This window comes from Streptomyces coelicoflavus (genome assembly GCF_003112555.1).
In the GTDB taxonomy this organism is placed as follows: domain Bacteria; phylum Actinomycetota; class Actinomycetes; order Streptomycetales; family Streptomycetaceae; genus Streptomyces; species Streptomyces coelicoflavus.
In genome coordinates, this window is the sequence record NZ_BEWB01000006.1 from 196,509 (window position 1) to 210,401 (window position 13,893).

Consider the following 13,893-nt stretch of genomic DNA (forward strand, 5'->3'; position numbering starts at 1 on the left):
GAGGCCCCGCACCCCGGACCGCGGTTTCACTCTCCCCCCCCCCGCACGTCCCGCCAGGCCCGCGGTTTCACTCCCCCCGCACGTCCCGCCAGGCCCGCGGGATCGCCTCCGCCACGTCGTGCGCCCCCGCCGGTGCCCCCTGCGCCGCGAAGCGGCCCGCGAGGCCGTGCAGATAGGCGCCCGCGCTCCCCGCGTCCACGGCCGACAGGCCCGCGGCGAGGAGTGAACCCGCCAGGCCGGACAGCACGTCCCCGCTGCCGGCCGTGGCGAGCCACGACGTCCCCGTCGCGTTGACCCGGACGGGACCGCCCCGCGCACCGGCCACCAGCGTCGTCGAGCCCTTCAGCAGCACCGTCGCCCCGTACCGCGCCGCCAGTTCCCGCACCGAGTCCAGCCGCGCTCCCTCGACCTCCTCCCGGCCCACCCCGAGCAGCGCCGCCGCCTCCCCGGCGTGCGGGGTCATCAACGTCGGTGCCGTGCGCGCCCGCACCGCCTCCGGGTCCGCCAGGCGCAGGCCGTCCGCGTCGATCAGCACCGGCACCTCGGCCGCCAGCACCTGGGCCACCGTCGCCGCGTCGTCACCGGCCCCCGGTCCGACCACCCACGCCTGGACCCGCCCCGCCCGCTCGGGCCCCCGGTCGGACACGAGCGTCTCCGGGAAGCGGGCGATCACCGCGTCCCCCGCCGGACCGACGTACCGCACCGCCCCGGCCCCGCCCCGCAGCGCACCCGACACGGCCAGGACGGCCGCGCCCGGATAGCGGGCCGACCCGGCGGCGACGCCCACGACCCCGCGCCGGTACTTGTCGCTCTCCGCCGCCGGCACCGGCAGCAGCCGGGCCACGTCCGCGTGCTGCAACGCCTCCAGTTCCGCCCCCTCGCGGGGCAGGGGCAGGCCGATGTCCACCAGCCGCACCGACCCCGCGTACTCCCGCGCCGGGTCGATCAGCAGCCCCGGCTTGTGCGTCCCGAACGTCACCGTCAGGTCGGCGCGCACCACGTCCCCCCGCACCCGGCCGGAGTCCGCGTCGACCCCGCTCGGCAGGTCGACGGCGACCACGGCGGCCCGGGAGCGGGCGGCCGCGTCCGCCAGCGGCACCGCCTCCTTCCGCAGCCCGCCCGCGCCGCCGATCCCGACGATGCCGTCGAGGACGAGATCGGCCCGCGCGATCAGCTCCTCCGGGGAACCGGAAGCCCCGTCCCCGGCAACCCGCCCGCCCGCGCGCCGCAGCGCCGCCAGACCCGCGCCGTGGGCCCGCTCCGGCGACAGCAGCACCGCCGTCACGCCCGCGCCCCGCCGGGCCAGCCGCGCGCCCGCGTACAGGGCGTCGCCGCCGTTGTCGCCGCTGCCGACCAGCAGCACCACCCGGCTGCCGTAGACCCGCCCGGCCGCCCGGCCCAGCACCTCCGCGCAGGCGGCGGCCAGTCCGGCCGCGGCCCGATGCATCAGCGCCCCCTCCGGCAGCCGGGCCATCAGCTCCCGTTCGGCGTTCCTGACCGTCTCCACCCTGTACGCAGTCCGCATGCCGTCGAGTCTTCCCCGTACGCCCGGAACACGCACCGCCGGCCGGCCCCCGGCGTCCCTGCCGTCCCTGCCGTCCCCGCCGTCCCGCGGGACCGGGGATGAGGGACAGTTGTCCCATGAGCGGCGGTGACGACGTGGGCGGCGGTGACGACGAGACGGCACAGGTGATGGCCTCGCTCGGAACCCGCCTGCGTGCCGTCCGGCAGGCCCGCGGGCTCACCCTGGCCCAGCTCGCCGCCGTCACCGGCATCTCCGTGAGCACCCTGTCCCGGCTGGAGTCGGGGCGGCGCGAGCCGGGACTGCGGCACCTGCTGCCGCTGGCCCGGGCCCACCGGCTCGCCCTCGACGAACTCGTCGGCTCGAGCACCGGCGACCCCCGCGTCCATCCCCGCCCCTTCACCCGGCACGGACAGACGTGGGTCCCGCTCACCCGGAACCCCAACGACGGACTGCACGCCTACAAACAGATCCTCCCCGCGCCGGCCATCCCGCGCACCGGGTCGACGCCGCGCCCCGAGCAGGGCTCGCACGAGGGCCACGAGTGGCTCTACGTCCTCTCCGGCCGCCTGCTCCTCGCCCTCGGCGACCACGACCTCGTCCTGACGGCCGGGCAGACCGCGGAGTTCGACACCCGCGTCCCGCACGGCATCGCCAACGCCGGTGACCGTCCCGTCGAGTGGATCGCCCTCTACGGCGCACAGGGCGAGCGCATGCACATCCGGGTCCGGCCGGCCGCCGGCCGGACGCACGACGCCCCCTGAGCGTCACCCCTCCGCGATCACCACCGCCGACGCGATCCCCGCGTCGTGGCTCAGCGAGACGTGCCAGGAGGCCACGCCCAGCTCCGCCGCCCGCGCCGCCACCGTCCCCGTCACCCGCAGCCGCGGCTGTCCGCTGTCCTCGACGTACACCTCGGCGTCCGTCCACAGCAGCCCCGCCGGTGCGCCCAGCGCCTTGGCCAGCGCCTCCTTCGCCGCGAAGCGGGCGGCGAGCGAGGCGACGCCCCGGCGCCCACCGCTCGGCAGCAGCAGCTCGCTCTCCACGAAGAGCCGCCCCGCCAGGGCCGGTGTGCGCTCCAGCGACGCCCCGAACCGCTCGACCTCGGCCACGTCGATACCGACCCCGATGATGCTCATGCCGGGCACCCTAACCACTGCCGGGCACCCGCCCCTCCCCGGCGGCGTGCGACGGGGGCGGCCGGGTGCTCTGAGAGACTGGGGGCACGATGAGCGAGACAACTGCCCGGCCGGAGGCGGACGCGGTACTGCGTGCCCGGGCCGAGATCGACCTGGCCGCCCTGCGGGCCAACGTCCGCGCGCTGCGCGAACGGGCCCCCGGCGCGGCCCTCATGGCCGTCGTCAAGGCGGACGCCTACGGCCACGGCGCCTTCCGCTGCGCCCGCGCCGCCGTCGACGCGGGCGCGACGTGGCTCGGCACGGCCACACCGCAGGAGGCGCTCGCCCTGCGGTCGGCGGCGGCCGGGCTGCCGGACGACGTACGGATCATGTGCTGGCTGTGGACGCCCGGCGGACCGTGGCGGGAGGCGGTCGAGGCCCGTCTCGACGTGTCCGTCGGCGGAATGTGGGCCATGGAGGAGGTCGTCGCGGCCGCCCGGGCGGCCGGGATGCCCGCACGCGTACAGCTCAAGGCCGACACCGGGCTCGGACGGGGCGGCTGCCAGCCCGGCGCGGACTGGGAGGACCTGGTCGGGGCCGCGCTGCGGGCCGAGGGGGAGGGGCTGCTGCGGGTCACCGGGCTCTGGTCCCACTTCGCCTGCGCCGACGAGCCCGGCCACCCCTCCATCGCCGCCCAGCTCACCCGCTTCCGGGAGATGACGGCCCACGCCGAGCGGCAGGGCCTGCGCCCCGAGGTGCGGCACATCGCCAACTCGCCGGCCACCCTCACCCTCCCCGACGCCCACTTCGACCTCGTGCGGCCCGGCATCGCGATGTACGGCATCTCGCCCAGCCCCGAGATCGGCGTCCCCGCCGACTTCGGGCTGCGCCCGGTGATGACGCTGGCCGCCTCCCTGGCCCTGGTCAAGCAGGTCCCCGGCGGTCACGGCGTCAGCTACGGGCACCACTACACCACCCCCGGCGAGACCACCCTCGGCCTCGTCCCGCTCGGCTACGCGGACGGCGTCCCGCGCCACGCCTCCTCCACCGGCCCGGTCCTGGTCGACGGCAAGTGGCGCACGGTCGCGGGGCGGATCGCGATGGACCAGTTCGTCGTCGACCTGGGCGGGGACCGGCCCGAGCCCGGCGCGGAGGCCGTACTGTTCGGCCCCGGCGACCGCGGCGAGCCCACCGCCGAGGACTGGGCCCAGGCGGCGGGCACCATCGCGTACGAGATCGTCACCCGGATCGGAAGCCGCGTCCCGCGCGTCTACGTCAACGAGTGACGGCCGTACCGGCGGCGCGCGGTCAGGTGAAACGGCGATCGGCAGCGGGCAGGCGCACAGCGGCCCGGTGAACCCGGCGAACCCGGCGAGTCCGGTGAAGAGGAGCGGTGCACGTGAGCGAGAGCAACGGGGAGGCCGTCGCGGCGGCCGTCGCCTCCGCCACGGAGGCCGCGAGCGAGGTCGCCGCGGGCGGCTGGCGCCGGGCGACCGGCATCGCCGGCGTCGCGATAGGCGTGGTCGCGGCGGGCGCCGCGGCCGGCGTGGCGATAGAACGGCTCACCGTCGGGCGCGGGATGCGCCAGAAGGCCCGCCTCGCCCTGGACTCGGCGGGCCCCTACGGCGGACTGCGCGGCACCCCCGGCACGGCGTACGCCGAGGACGGCACCGAGCTGTACTACGAGGTGGACGACCTCGATCCGGAGGCCGACGCCGAGGTCCACCGCGCCCCGCGCCGCAGACGGCTGTTCGGCCGCCGGCCGCCCGCGCCCGTCACCGTCGTCTTCAGCCACGGCTACTGCCTCAACCAGGACTCCTGGCACTTCCAGCGGGCGGCCCTCAGGGGCGTGGTCCGCACCGTCCACTGGGACCAGCGCAGCCACGGCCGGTCCGGCCGGGGGGTGGCCCAGACCCGGGACGGCCGGCCGGTCAGCATCGAGGAACTGGGCCGCGACCTGAAGGCCGTCATCGACGCGGCGGCGCCCGAGGGCCCGATCGTGCTGGTCGGGCACTCCATGGGCGGCATGACCGTCATGGCCCTGGCCGACGCCTTCCCCGACCTGATCAGCGAGCGAGTCGTCGGCGTCGCCCTCGTCGGCACGTCGTCCGGGCGGCTCGGCGAGGTCAACTTCGGGCTGCCGGTGGCCGGGGTCAACGCGGTGCGGCGGGTCCTGCCGGGCGTGCTCAAGGCACTGGGGCAGCGGGCCGAGCTGGTGGAGAAGGGGCGCCGGGCGACGGCCGACCTGTTCGCGGGGATCATCAAGCGGTACTCGTTCGCGTCCCGGGACGTCGACCCGGCCGTGGCCCGGTTCGCGGAGCGGATGATCGAGTCAACGCCGATCGACGTCGTCGCCGAGTACTACCCGGCCTTCAACGACCACGACAAGACCGAGGCCCTCGCCCGCTTCGCGGACCTGCCCGTGCTCGTCCTGGCCGGAGTGCGGGACCTGGTGACGCCGAGCGAGCACAGCGAGGCGATCGCCGGCCTGCTGCCGGACGCGGAGCTGGTGCTCGTCCCCGACGCGGGTCACCTCGTGATGCTGGAGCACCCGGAGCTGGTCACGGACCGCCTCGCCGACCTGCTCGCCCGCGCGGGCGCCGTGCCCGCAGCGGCTACCGTGGACGGCTATGGAAGCACCAGCAGCAGCGCAGGGCCCGGCTGAGCCCTCCGGTCCCTCCTCCGGCCCGTCCTCCGACGCCGCGGCCCCCGGCATCGCGGCCCCCGACGTCGAGATCACCGTCACCTCGCCCGAGCAGATGCGGGAACTGGGCCGCAGGCTCGCCAAGCTGCTGCGCGCCGGTGACCTGGTGATGCTCAGCGGCGAGCTGGGCGCGGGCAAGACGACCCTGACCCGCGGTCTCGGCGAGGGCCTCGGCGTGCGCGGCGCCGTCACCTCCCCGACCTTCGTGATCGCCCGTGTGCACCCCTCGCTCGGTGACGGTCCGCCGCTCGTCCACGTGGACGCCTACCGGCTGTCCGGCGGGCTCGACGAGATGGAGGACCTCGATCTCGACGTCTCCCTGTCCGACTCGGTGATCGTGGTCGAGTGGGGCGAGGGCAAGGTCGAGGAGCTGACCGAGGACCGGCTGCGGCTGCGGATCGACCGGGCCGTCGGCGACACCACCGACGAGGTGCGGCACGTGACGGTGACCGGTCTCGGCGAGCGGTGGGCCGGGGCCGACGTGAGCGTCCTCGCCGGCTGAGCCGCCCCCGGCGCGGCCCCGGTACGTCCTCGGCGCGGCCCCGGTACGTCCTCGGCGCGCCCCCGCGCGCCTCCCGTGCGGGATTTTCCGACAAGGCGTCGGCAAAAGATTGCGTTCCGGGCGTTGCCCGTGGTGACATGGTACTCAGCTCGTAGTTAGGCATGCCTTACTGCGCCCGCCCCCGAGCTTCAGGAGGCGTCCATGTCGTCCATGTCCCAGGCCCAGCCGCAGGGCCGTCCGGAGTCCCAGTCGCCCGCGTCCGCCGGGGTGTCGATGCGCGACCTGCTCGCCTCCTGCGCCGCCGCGACGGCGGTCTCGACGCCGCCCCGCGCCCCGGAGCCGGAGACGCGCCGGCCGGTCCGCGAGCGGCCCGGCCACCGTGCCGCGGGTGACGGCCGCGACCACCGCGAGGCCGCCTGACACCCCCTGACGCCCGCGTGCCGTCAGGGGGCGACGAGGGGCGAGGCGGCGGCCCGCCGCCCGCGCCCCGTCAGGGGACGACGACGACCTGCCGCCCGATCGTCGCGAACGTCCACATCGCGTCGCCGTCCGCGCGCGACTCGCGGATGCCGCCGGTGCGCCGGTCCGGGTCGGGCTTCGCGGTCGAGCCGTCGACCGCGGCGCTGAACCCGACGGCCACGCCCTCGGCGCTGGTGAAGCGCACCACGTGTTCGACCGGGACGCCGTCGGACCCGGTGACCCGGTTGGACCGGGAGGTGACCCGGTAGGTCCCCGGCGCCGGGTCGACCGTACTGGGCGTGACCTCGTAGGTGCGCAGGACCTTGTTCGCCGGGCCGACCAGCCACACGCGGTCGTCGTCCACCGAGTACACCACCCGTTCACCCGTTCCGGACCTCGCGGGCAGGGCGTCGGGGTGCCGCCGGTCGCGCGGTGCCTTGACGGCGCCGGGGGCGGGGCTGACGGTCGCGCGGGAGCGGTCGAGGTCGGCCGGGGCGCCGACGGACGCCTGGTGGGCGAGGACGCCGACCGTCACGAGGGCCGCCGTGACGAGGCCGGTGACGATACCGGCGCTGCTGCTTGCCACTGGCGACCACCTCGTCGTCGTACCCGTGCGACCTGAGTGCTCCGTGCTCCGTACTACCGGGCGACGGTAGCAGTACGTGAGCGGGTGGACGCGGAGTGCGACACGGGGTGGCGGGGGTGGGCCGGCCGCGCGTCCCCGGAGTTGTCCACAGGGCGTCCGGCGCGGGCCGCGCGGCGCCGTAGGCTGTTTGCGTGCTCTTGCTCGCTCTGGATACCGCCACGCCCGCCGTGACCGTCGCGCTGCACGACGGTACGGACGTCATCGCCTCGTCGAGCCAGGTGGACGCCCGCCGCCACGGTGAGCTGCTGCTGCCCGCCGTCGACCGGGTGCTCGCCGAGGCAGGCCTGCGGCTCGACGCCGTCACCGCCGTCGTCGCCGGCACCGGTCCCGGCCCGTACACGGGGCTGCGCGTCGGCCTGATGACCGCGGACGCCTTCGGGCTCGCGCTCGGCGTGCCCGTGCACGGCGTGTGCACGCTGGACGGCCTCGCGTTCGCCGCCGACCTGGAGGGCCCCTTCGTGGTGGCGACCGACGCCCGCCGCAAGGAGGTCTACTGGGCGCGGTACGCCGACTCCCGCACCCGCCTCACCGACCCGGCCGTCGACCGCCCCGCCGACATCGCCGGGCAGGTGGCCGGCCTCCCCGCCGTCGGCGCCGGCGCGCTGCTCTACCCGGACACCTTCCCCCGGGCGCACGAGCCGGAGCACGTGTCCGCCGCCGCCCTGGCCCGGCTGGCCGCCGAGAAGCTCGCGGCGGGGGAGGAGCTGCCCGCGCCCCGGCCGCTGTACCTGCGCAGGCCCGACGCCCAGGTCCCCAAGAACTACAAGGTGGTCACCCCCAAGTGACCGAGTCAGCCACCGCCGAGTCCGCCCCCGCCGCGCTGCGCGAGATGCGCTGGTGGGACATCGACCCCGTGCTCCTCATGGAGCGCGAGCTGTTCCCGGAGGACGCCTGGTCCCGGGGGATGTTCTGGTCCGAGCTGGCCCACGCGCGCGGTCCTGGGGCGTCCCGGCGGTACCTGGTCGCCGAGGACGACGGCCGGGTCGTCGGCTACGCGGGCCTGGTCGCCTCCGGCGAGCAGGCCGACGTGCAGACCATCGCCGTCGCCCGCGACCACTGGGGCACCGGCCTCGGTGCCCGGCTGCTGACCGAGCTGCTGCGCGCGGCGACCGACTTCGAGTGCGCCGAGGTGCTGCTCGAGTGCCGGGTGGACAACACCCGCGCCCAGCGGCTGTACGAGCGCTTCGGCTTCGAGCCCATCGGCTTCAGACGCGGCTACTACCAGCCGGGCAACGTGGACGCCCTGGTGATGCGCCTGACCGACCCCTCCACCTCCGTACCGGGAACCGAACGAGGAACCGACAACCATGGCTGACTCACGCGACGAGCCTCTCGTCCTGGGGATCGAGACCTCCTGCGACGAGACCGGCGTCGGTGTCGTGCGCGGCACCACCCTGCTGGCCGACGCCGTCGCGTCCAGCGTCGACGAGCACGCCCGCTTCGGCGGCGTCGTCCCGGAGGTGGCCAGCCGCGCCCACCTGGAGGCGATGGTGCCGACGATCGACCGCGCCCTGAAGGAGGCGGGGGTGAGCGCGCGCGACCTCGACGGCATCGCCGTCACCGCCGGACCCGGCCTCGCGGGTGCCCTGCTGGTCGGCGTCTCGGCGGCGAAGGCGTACGCCTACGCGCTGGGCAAGCCGCTGTACGGCGTCAACCACCTCGCCTCGCACATCTGCGTCGACCAGCTGGAACACGGCGCGCTGCCCGAGCCGACGATGGCCCTGCTGGTCTCCGGCGGGCACTCCTCCCTGCTGCTGTCCACGGACATCACCTCGGACGTCCGCCCCCTCGGCGCCACCATCGACGACGCGGCCGGCGAGGCCTTCGACAAGATCGCCCGGGTGCTCAACCTGGGCTTCCCCGGCGGCCCGGTCATCGACCGGTACGCGCGCGAGGGCGACCCGAACGCGATCGCCTTCCCGCGCGGTCTGACCGGACCGCGCGACGCGGCGTACGACTTCTCCTTCTCCGGTCTGAAGACGGCCGTGGCCCGCTGGATCGAGGCGAAGCGGGCGGCGGGGGAGGAGGTGCCGGTGCGCGACGTGTCGGCCTCCTTCCAGGAGGCGGTCGTGGACGTGCTGACCCGCAAGGCGGTGCGGGCCTGCAAGGACGAGGGCGTCGACCACCTGATGATCGGCGGCGGCGTGGCCGCCAACTCGCGGCTGCGGGCCCTGGCCCAGGAGCGCTGCGAGGCGGCCGGGATCCGGCTGCGGGTGCCTCGCCCCAAGCTGTGCACGGACAACGGCGCGATGGTCGCCGCGCTCGGCGCCGAGATGGTCGCCCGGAACCGGGCCGCCTCCGACTGGGACCTGTCGGCCGACTCCTCCCTCCCGGTCACGGAACCGCACGTGCCGGGACAGGGTCACACGCACGGCCACGGCACCGGTCACGGTCACCACGGCCACGATCACGTCCACGAGGTCAGCAAGGAGAACTTGTACTCGTGACCGTCGCGCTGATGTGGGAGGCGCGGGCGCTTCCCGGCCGGGGCGCGGAGCTGCTGGCCTGGGCCCGGGCGCAGCCGCTCGCCGGCACCCCGGCCCGCCGGGAGACCCTGCGCGCCCCGCAGGACCGGGTCCTCGTCATCACCTGGTGGGACGCCGCGTACGACGCCGAACTCCCGGAGCTGCCCGAACCGGACGAGGGTCTGGTGGCGCGCGCGGTGCACCGGTGGCGGTTCGAGTCGGCCGACGGCGACGACGGCCGGCCGGCCGGGGACGGCGAGGGCCGGCCGGCCGGGGACGGCGAGGGCCGGCCGGCCGGGGGCCACGAGAGCCGGTCGGCCGAGGGTGACGGAGACCAGTCGGCCCGCGGTGAGGCAGACCGGCCGGTCGAATGATTCGGGTATCCCGGCGAATGTTCCGGAGAGCTTGCTGAGGCGACCCCTTCGTCAGGCGGCCCCATGGGGTTACGATCGCCGCCATGACATCCCCGCAGCCCGCTGAAACCCCGACGCGAAAGCGGTCCGCGCAGACCGCGACCCTCGCCGAGATCGCGCGCGAGGCCGGTGTGTCCGCACCGACTGTTTCGAAGGTGCTCAACGGCCGTGCCGACGTCGCCCCCTCGACGCGGGCCCGCGTCGAGGAGCTGCTGCGCGTACACGGCTACCGGCGCAGGCGGGCCGAGTCGACCCGGTCTCCCCTGATCGACCTGGTCTTCCACGAGCTGGAGAGCGCCTGGGCGATGGAGGTCATCCGGGGCGTGGAGAACGTGGCCCGGGACACGGGGCTCAGCGTCGTGCTCTCCGAGAGCGCGGGCCGCCTCACGCCCGGCCGGACCTGGGCCGACCAGGTCGCCGCCCGCCGCCCGCACGGCGTGATCCTCGTCCTGTCCGGCCTCGACGAGTCCCAGCGGGCCCTGCTCACCAGCCGGTCCATCCCGTTCGTGGTGATGGACCCGGCCGGCGACCCCGGCGCCGACGTGCCGTCCATCGGCGCCACCAACTGGCAGGGCGGCCTCGCCGCCACCCGGCACCTGGTCGACCTCGGCCACACCCGCATCGGCGCGATCAGCGGCCCCACGCGCATGATGTGCAGCCGCGCCCGCGTCGACGGCTACCGGGCCGCCCTGGAGACGGCCGGGCTGCCGGTCGACCCCGGCCTGATCGTGACCGGTGACTTCCACCACGAGGCCGGCTACCGGCAGGGCCTGGAACTGCTGCGCCGCCCGGACCGGCCGACGGCCGTCTTCGCCGGCAACGACCTCCAGGCGCTCGGGCTGTACGAGGCCGCGCGCGAGCTGGGGCTGCGCATCCCGCAGGACCTGAGCGTGGTCGGGTTCGACGACCTGCCGGTGGCCCGCTGGGTGGGGCCGCCGCTGACGACCGTGCGGCAGCCGCTGATGGAGATGGCCGAGGCGGCGGCCCGGCTGGTGCTGGACCTCGGGCGGGACGACGGCTCCCCGACCGCGACCCGCGTGGAGCTGGCCACCAGCCTGGAGGTGCGCAGCAGTACGGCGCCGCCCCGGGAGTGACAAGCCGCCAGTCTGAGAATTTCCGCAGAAGTCCGGCCCACCTGTTCCAGTTTCAATAATTCGGACTTATGTTCCTTCCGGCGGGGCATCCGGTGGGGACGCGAACGGGACGGGCAGGGCGGGAGCTGACGCATGGCGGCGCGGGGCGGGCAGGAGGGCCGGGACGGCCGGGACGGCCGCCGGAAGGGGCTCAGGGCGGCCGGCCTGGCCCTGACCGGCGCCCTGCTGCTCGGCGCCGGGGCGGCGGGCTGGGCCTACCTGCACCTGAACGGCAACATCAAAAGCGTCGACATCAACGGCGCGCTCGGCGACGACCGTCCCGCGCGCCCCGTCACCGTCCCCTCCGCCTCGCCCTCCGCGTCCCCGGTGCCCACCGGCGCCCTGAACCTCCTTGTCCTCGGCTCCGACTCGCGCAGCGGCGAGGAGAACCAGGAGCTGGGCGGCGGCGACAGCGGGGGAGCCCGTTCGGACACGGCGATGGTCGTCCACCTCGACGCGGGCCGCACCACCGCCACCGTCGTCAGCATCCCGCGCGACACCCTCGTCGAGCGGCCCTCCTGCCCGCTGCCGTCCGGCGGTACGACCAGGGCGGCGAGCGGCGCGATGTTCAACACGGCCTACGAATTGGGCGGGCCGGTCTGCGCCGTGAAGACCGTCGAGTCGCTCACCGGCGTGCGCATGGACCACTACGTCGAGGTCGACTTCTCCGGCTTCGCCGACCTGGTCGACGCGCTCGGCGGAGTCACCGTCACCACGGACGCGGACATCGACGACGACAAGAGCCACCTGCACCTGGACGCCGGCACCCACCACCTCGACGGCACCGAGGCCCTCGGCCTGGCCCGCACCCGGTACGGGCTGGAGGGCGGCAGCGACCTCGCCCGGATAGGGCTCCAGCACAAGCTCGTCAAGGCGCTCCTCGAGCAGATCTCCGCCACCGACCTGCTCACCGACCCCGCGCGTCTCTACCAGGTCGCCGACGCCCTCACCGGCAGCCTCACCACCGACACCGGCCTCGACTCGCTGGGCGAACTGATGAACCTGGGCCGCAGCCTCGGCGGCCTGGAGGCGGACGACGTACGCACGCTGACGATGCCGGTGCTGCCCGCCCCCGCCGACCCCAACCGGGTCGTGGCGGACCAGCCGGACGCCGCCGAGCTGTGGGAATCGCTGCGCTGAGGGACGTCCCGGAGAATCTTCCCGGCGTGTGTCGATCCGCGGCGGGCCCGTTCGACGCAAGGGTGAAAGGCCGGGAGAAGCCCGGCGGCAGAACCACCCGAGGAGCCACCATGCCCCGCTACCTGTCCCTCATCCGCATCGAGGAGTCCGACGCCCTCGCCGGCGGCCCCAGTCCCGAGCTGATCCAGCGGATGGAGAAGCTGATGGAGGAGATGACCAAGGCCGGCGTCCTGCTGGACACGGCCGGCCTGACCCCGACCGCCCAGGGCACCCGCGTCCACTACGAGGGCGGGCGGATCTCCGTCACCGACGGGCCCTTCACCGAGACCAAGGAGGTCGTCGGCGGCTACTCCCTCCTCCAGGCCAAGGACCTGGCCGAGGCGGTCGAGTGGACCAAACGGTTCCTGAAGGTGCACGAGGACCACTGGACGGTCACCTGCGAGGTCCGCGAGCTGATGGAGGGCTGAGCGACGCGGGGCGCCGGTTCCCGCTTTGTCCCGGCGTCCCGAGGGTGTTGCATGGTGGGCTGTGGAAGCACAGCCCGCCGCAGCCTTCGAAACCGTCTTCCGGCTCGAGTCGCCCCGTGTGATCGCCGGCGTCGCCCGGCTCGTCCGGGACGTCGGCATCGCCGAGGAACTCACCCAGGACGCCCTGGTCGCCGCCCTGGAGCAGTGGCCGAGGGACGGCGTGCCCGACAACCCGGGCGCCTGGCTCATGACCACCGCCCGCCGCCGCGCCGTCGACCTGATCCGGCGCCGGGAGACCTACGCCCGCAAGCTCGCGGAGATCGGCCGGGACCTGCCCGTCTCGGCGCCCCCGCCCGAGGAGCCCGCCGACCCCGAGGACATCGACGACGACCTGCTGCGGCTGGTCTTCACCGCCTGCCACCCGGTGCTGTCCGCCGAGGCCCGCATCGCCCTGACCCTGCGCCTGCTCGGCGGCCTGACCACACCCGAGATCGCCCGCGCCTGCCTCGTACCCGAACCCACGGTCGCGCAGCGCATCGTCCGCGCCAAACGCACCCTGGCCAGGAAGAACGTCGCCTTCGAGGTGCCGTACGGCCCGGACCGCGCGGCCCGCCTCGGCTCGGTGCTCGAGGTCATCTACCTGATCTTCAACGAGGGCTACGCGGCCACCGCCGGCGACGACTGGCTCCGCCCCGCCCTGTGCGAGGACGCCCTGCGCCTGGCCCGCGTCCTGTCCGCCCTGATGCCGAAGGAACCCGAGGTCCACGGCCTGGCCGCGCTGCTGGAGTTCCAGTCCTCCCGCACCGCCGCCCGCACCGCCCCCGACGGCGAGCCGGTGCTGCTGCGCGACCAGAACCGCCACCGCTGGAACCGCCTGCTCATCGCCCGCGGCATCACCGCCCTCGGCCACGCCCACGCCGCCACCGGCTCCGCCGCCCCGGGCCCGTACGTCCTCCAGGCCGCGATCGCCGCCTGCCACGCGACGGCCCTCACCTACGAGGAGACCGACTGGCCGCGCATCGCCACGCTCTACGGCCTGCTCGCGGCCCGCGCCCCGTCTCCGGTCGTCGAACTCAACCGCGCCGTCGCCGTCTCGATGGCCGAGGGCCCGGCCCCCGCACTCGCCCTCGTCGACGCCCTCGCCGCGGAGCCGGCCCTGCGCGACTACCACCTGCTCCCCAGCGTCCGGGGCGACCTCCTGCTCCGCCTGGACCGCACGGCCGAGGCCCGCGAGGAGTTCGAACGGGCCGCCTCCCTGACCCGCAACGCCCGCGAACGCGCACTCCTGCGGCGCCGGGCGCGGGAGACGGAGGCCCGCTAGCCG

General features: G+C 75.3%; 15 protein-coding genes and 1 pseudogene. 13 read left to right on the top strand and 3 right to left on the bottom strand.

All coding sequences use genetic code 11. The annotated features are described in order from the left end of the window. Positions 1-67 precede the first annotated feature (67 nt). Positions 68-1,525: an NAD(P)H-hydrate dehydratase gene (locus tag Sco07f_RS15805; protein WP_108988188.1), complete on the bottom strand. Its 1,458-nt coding sequence runs from the start codon at positions 1,523-1,525 to the stop codon at positions 68-70. Positions 1,526-1,641: 116 nt separating this feature from the next. Here Sco07f_RS15805 and Sco07f_RS15810 point away from each other — a divergent pair, with 116 nt between their 5' ends. Then, a complete protein-coding gene (locus Sco07f_RS15810; protein WP_108988189.1) occupies positions 1,642-2,286 on the top strand; it encodes a helix-turn-helix domain-containing protein in 645 nt (214 codons plus the stop codon). Positions 2,287-2,289: 3 nt separating this feature from the next. Here Sco07f_RS15810 and Sco07f_RS15815 read toward each other — a convergent pair whose 3' ends face one another. Beyond that, positions 2,290-2,661: a holo-ACP synthase gene (locus Sco07f_RS15815; protein ID WP_007445727.1), complete on the bottom strand. Its 372-nt coding sequence runs from the start codon at positions 2,659-2,661 to the stop codon at positions 2,290-2,292. Positions 2,662-2,750: 89 nt separating this feature from the next. Between Sco07f_RS15815 and alr the strand changes: the two genes are divergently transcribed. From alr to Sco07f_RS15835, 4 genes are all read left to right on the top strand, one after another. Next, entirely contained in the window at positions 2,751-3,926 is a 1,176-nt protein-coding gene (gene alr, locus Sco07f_RS15820; protein WP_108988190.1) for an alanine racemase, read from the top strand. Positions 3,927-4,039: 113 nt separating this feature from the next. Further along, entirely contained in the window at positions 4,040-5,305 is a 1,266-nt protein-coding gene (locus Sco07f_RS15825) for an alpha/beta fold hydrolase (RefSeq protein WP_167468111.1), read from the top strand. A 70-nt stretch (positions 5,306-5,375) separates the two neighbouring features. Continuing rightward, positions 5,376-5,846, top strand: a complete 471-nt coding sequence (tsaE, locus tag Sco07f_RS15830; RefSeq protein WP_256975340.1) for a tRNA (adenosine(37)-N6)-threonylcarbamoyltransferase complex ATPase subunit type 1 TsaE — start codon at positions 5,376-5,378, stop codon at positions 5,844-5,846. A gap of 201 nt (positions 5,847-6,047) precedes the next feature. Continuing rightward, entirely contained in the window at positions 6,048-6,266 is a 219-nt protein-coding gene (locus Sco07f_RS15835) for a hypothetical protein (protein ID WP_063789569.1), read from the top strand. 70 nt (positions 6,267-6,336) lie between these two features. Here Sco07f_RS15835 and Sco07f_RS15840 read toward each other — a convergent pair whose 3' ends face one another. Beyond that, entirely contained in the window at positions 6,337-6,891 is a 555-nt protein-coding gene (locus tag Sco07f_RS15840) for a hypothetical protein (protein ID WP_007443955.1), read from the bottom strand. A 191-nt stretch (positions 6,892-7,082) separates the two neighbouring features. On the opposite strand from Sco07f_RS15840, the gene tsaB reads away from it, so the two are divergent. The 8 genes and pseudogenes from tsaB to Sco07f_RS15880 all read left to right on the top strand — a co-directional run bounded on the left by tsaB (position 7,083) and on the right by Sco07f_RS15880 (position 13,890). Beyond that, positions 7,083-7,736 (top strand): tRNA (adenosine(37)-N6)-threonylcarbamoyltransferase complex dimerization subunit type 1 TsaB, encoded by a 654-nt coding sequence (tsaB, locus tag Sco07f_RS15845; protein ID WP_007443956.1) that lies wholly within the window; start codon positions 7,083-7,085, stop codon positions 7,734-7,736. Further along, the gene (gene rimI, locus Sco07f_RS15850) at positions 7,733-8,266 is read left to right on the top strand and encodes a ribosomal protein S18-alanine N-acetyltransferase (protein WP_007443957.1); all 534 of its coding nucleotides are present in this window, start codon (positions 7,733-7,735) and stop codon (positions 8,264-8,266) included. The genes tsaB and rimI overlap by 4 nt, the downstream gene beginning before the upstream one ends. Next, positions 8,259-9,398: a tRNA (adenosine(37)-N6)-threonylcarbamoyltransferase complex transferase subunit TsaD gene (gene tsaD / locus Sco07f_RS15855; RefSeq protein ID WP_007443958.1), complete on the top strand. Its 1,140-nt coding sequence runs from the start codon at positions 8,259-8,261 to the stop codon at positions 9,396-9,398. Before rimI ends, tsaD begins: the two co-directional genes overlap by 8 nt. Next, a pseudogene (locus Sco07f_RS15860) lies at positions 9,395-9,643 on the top strand (hypothetical protein); the annotation flags it as partial. The gene tsaD and the pseudogene Sco07f_RS15860, both read left to right, overlap by 4 nt. A 230-nt stretch (positions 9,644-9,873) precedes the next feature. Next, positions 9,874-10,923, top strand: coding sequence for a LacI family DNA-binding transcriptional regulator (locus tag Sco07f_RS15865; RefSeq protein ID WP_007443948.1), 1,050 nt, complete (start codon positions 9,874-9,876; stop codon positions 10,921-10,923). 132 nt (positions 10,924-11,055) lie between these two features. Beyond that, a complete protein-coding gene (locus Sco07f_RS15870; protein ID WP_108988192.1) occupies positions 11,056-12,102 on the top strand; it encodes an LCP family protein in 1,047 nt (348 codons plus the stop codon). 110 nt (positions 12,103-12,212) lie between these two features. Further along, complete coding sequence (locus Sco07f_RS15875) at positions 12,213-12,569, top strand: YciI family protein (RefSeq protein WP_007443951.1); 357 nt, start codon at positions 12,213-12,215, stop codon at positions 12,567-12,569. Positions 12,570-12,630: 61 nt separating this feature from the next. Beyond that, a complete protein-coding gene (locus Sco07f_RS15880) occupies positions 12,631-13,890 on the top strand; it encodes an RNA polymerase sigma factor (protein WP_007443953.1) in 1,260 nt (419 codons plus the stop codon). The last annotated feature ends 3 nt before the right edge of the window (positions 13,891-13,893 follow it).

What these genes read in the sequence shown, in the direction of transcription:
- Sco07f_RS15805 (WP_108988188.1), bottom strand. Translation starts at nt 1,525, where the DNA reads ATGCGGACTGCGTACAGGGTGGAGACGGTCAGGAACGCCGAACGGGAG.
- Sco07f_RS15810 (WP_108988189.1), top strand. Translation starts at nt 1,642, where the DNA reads ATGAGCGGCGGTGACGACGTGGGCGGCGGTGACGACGAGACGGCACAG.
- Sco07f_RS15815 (WP_007445727.1), bottom strand. Translation starts at nt 2,661, where the DNA reads ATGAGCATCATCGGGGTCGGTATCGACGTGGCCGAGGTCGAGCGGTTC.
- alr (WP_108988190.1), top strand. Translation starts at nt 2,751, where the DNA reads ATGAGCGAGACAACTGCCCGGCCGGAGGCGGACGCGGTACTGCGTGCC.
- Sco07f_RS15835 (WP_063789569.1), top strand. Translation starts at nt 6,048, where the DNA reads ATGTCGTCCATGTCCCAGGCCCAGCCGCAGGGCCGTCCGGAGTCCCAG.
- tsaD (WP_007443958.1), top strand. Translation starts at nt 8,259, where the DNA reads ATGGCTGACTCACGCGACGAGCCTCTCGTCCTGGGGATCGAGACCTCC.
- Sco07f_RS15865 (WP_007443948.1), top strand. Translation starts at nt 9,874, where the DNA reads ATGACATCCCCGCAGCCCGCTGAAACCCCGACGCGAAAGCGGTCCGCG.
- Sco07f_RS15870 (WP_108988192.1), top strand. Translation starts at nt 11,056, where the DNA reads ATGGCGGCGCGGGGCGGGCAGGAGGGCCGGGACGGCCGGGACGGCCGC.
- Sco07f_RS15875 (WP_007443951.1), top strand. Translation starts at nt 12,213, where the DNA reads ATGCCCCGCTACCTGTCCCTCATCCGCATCGAGGAGTCCGACGCCCTC.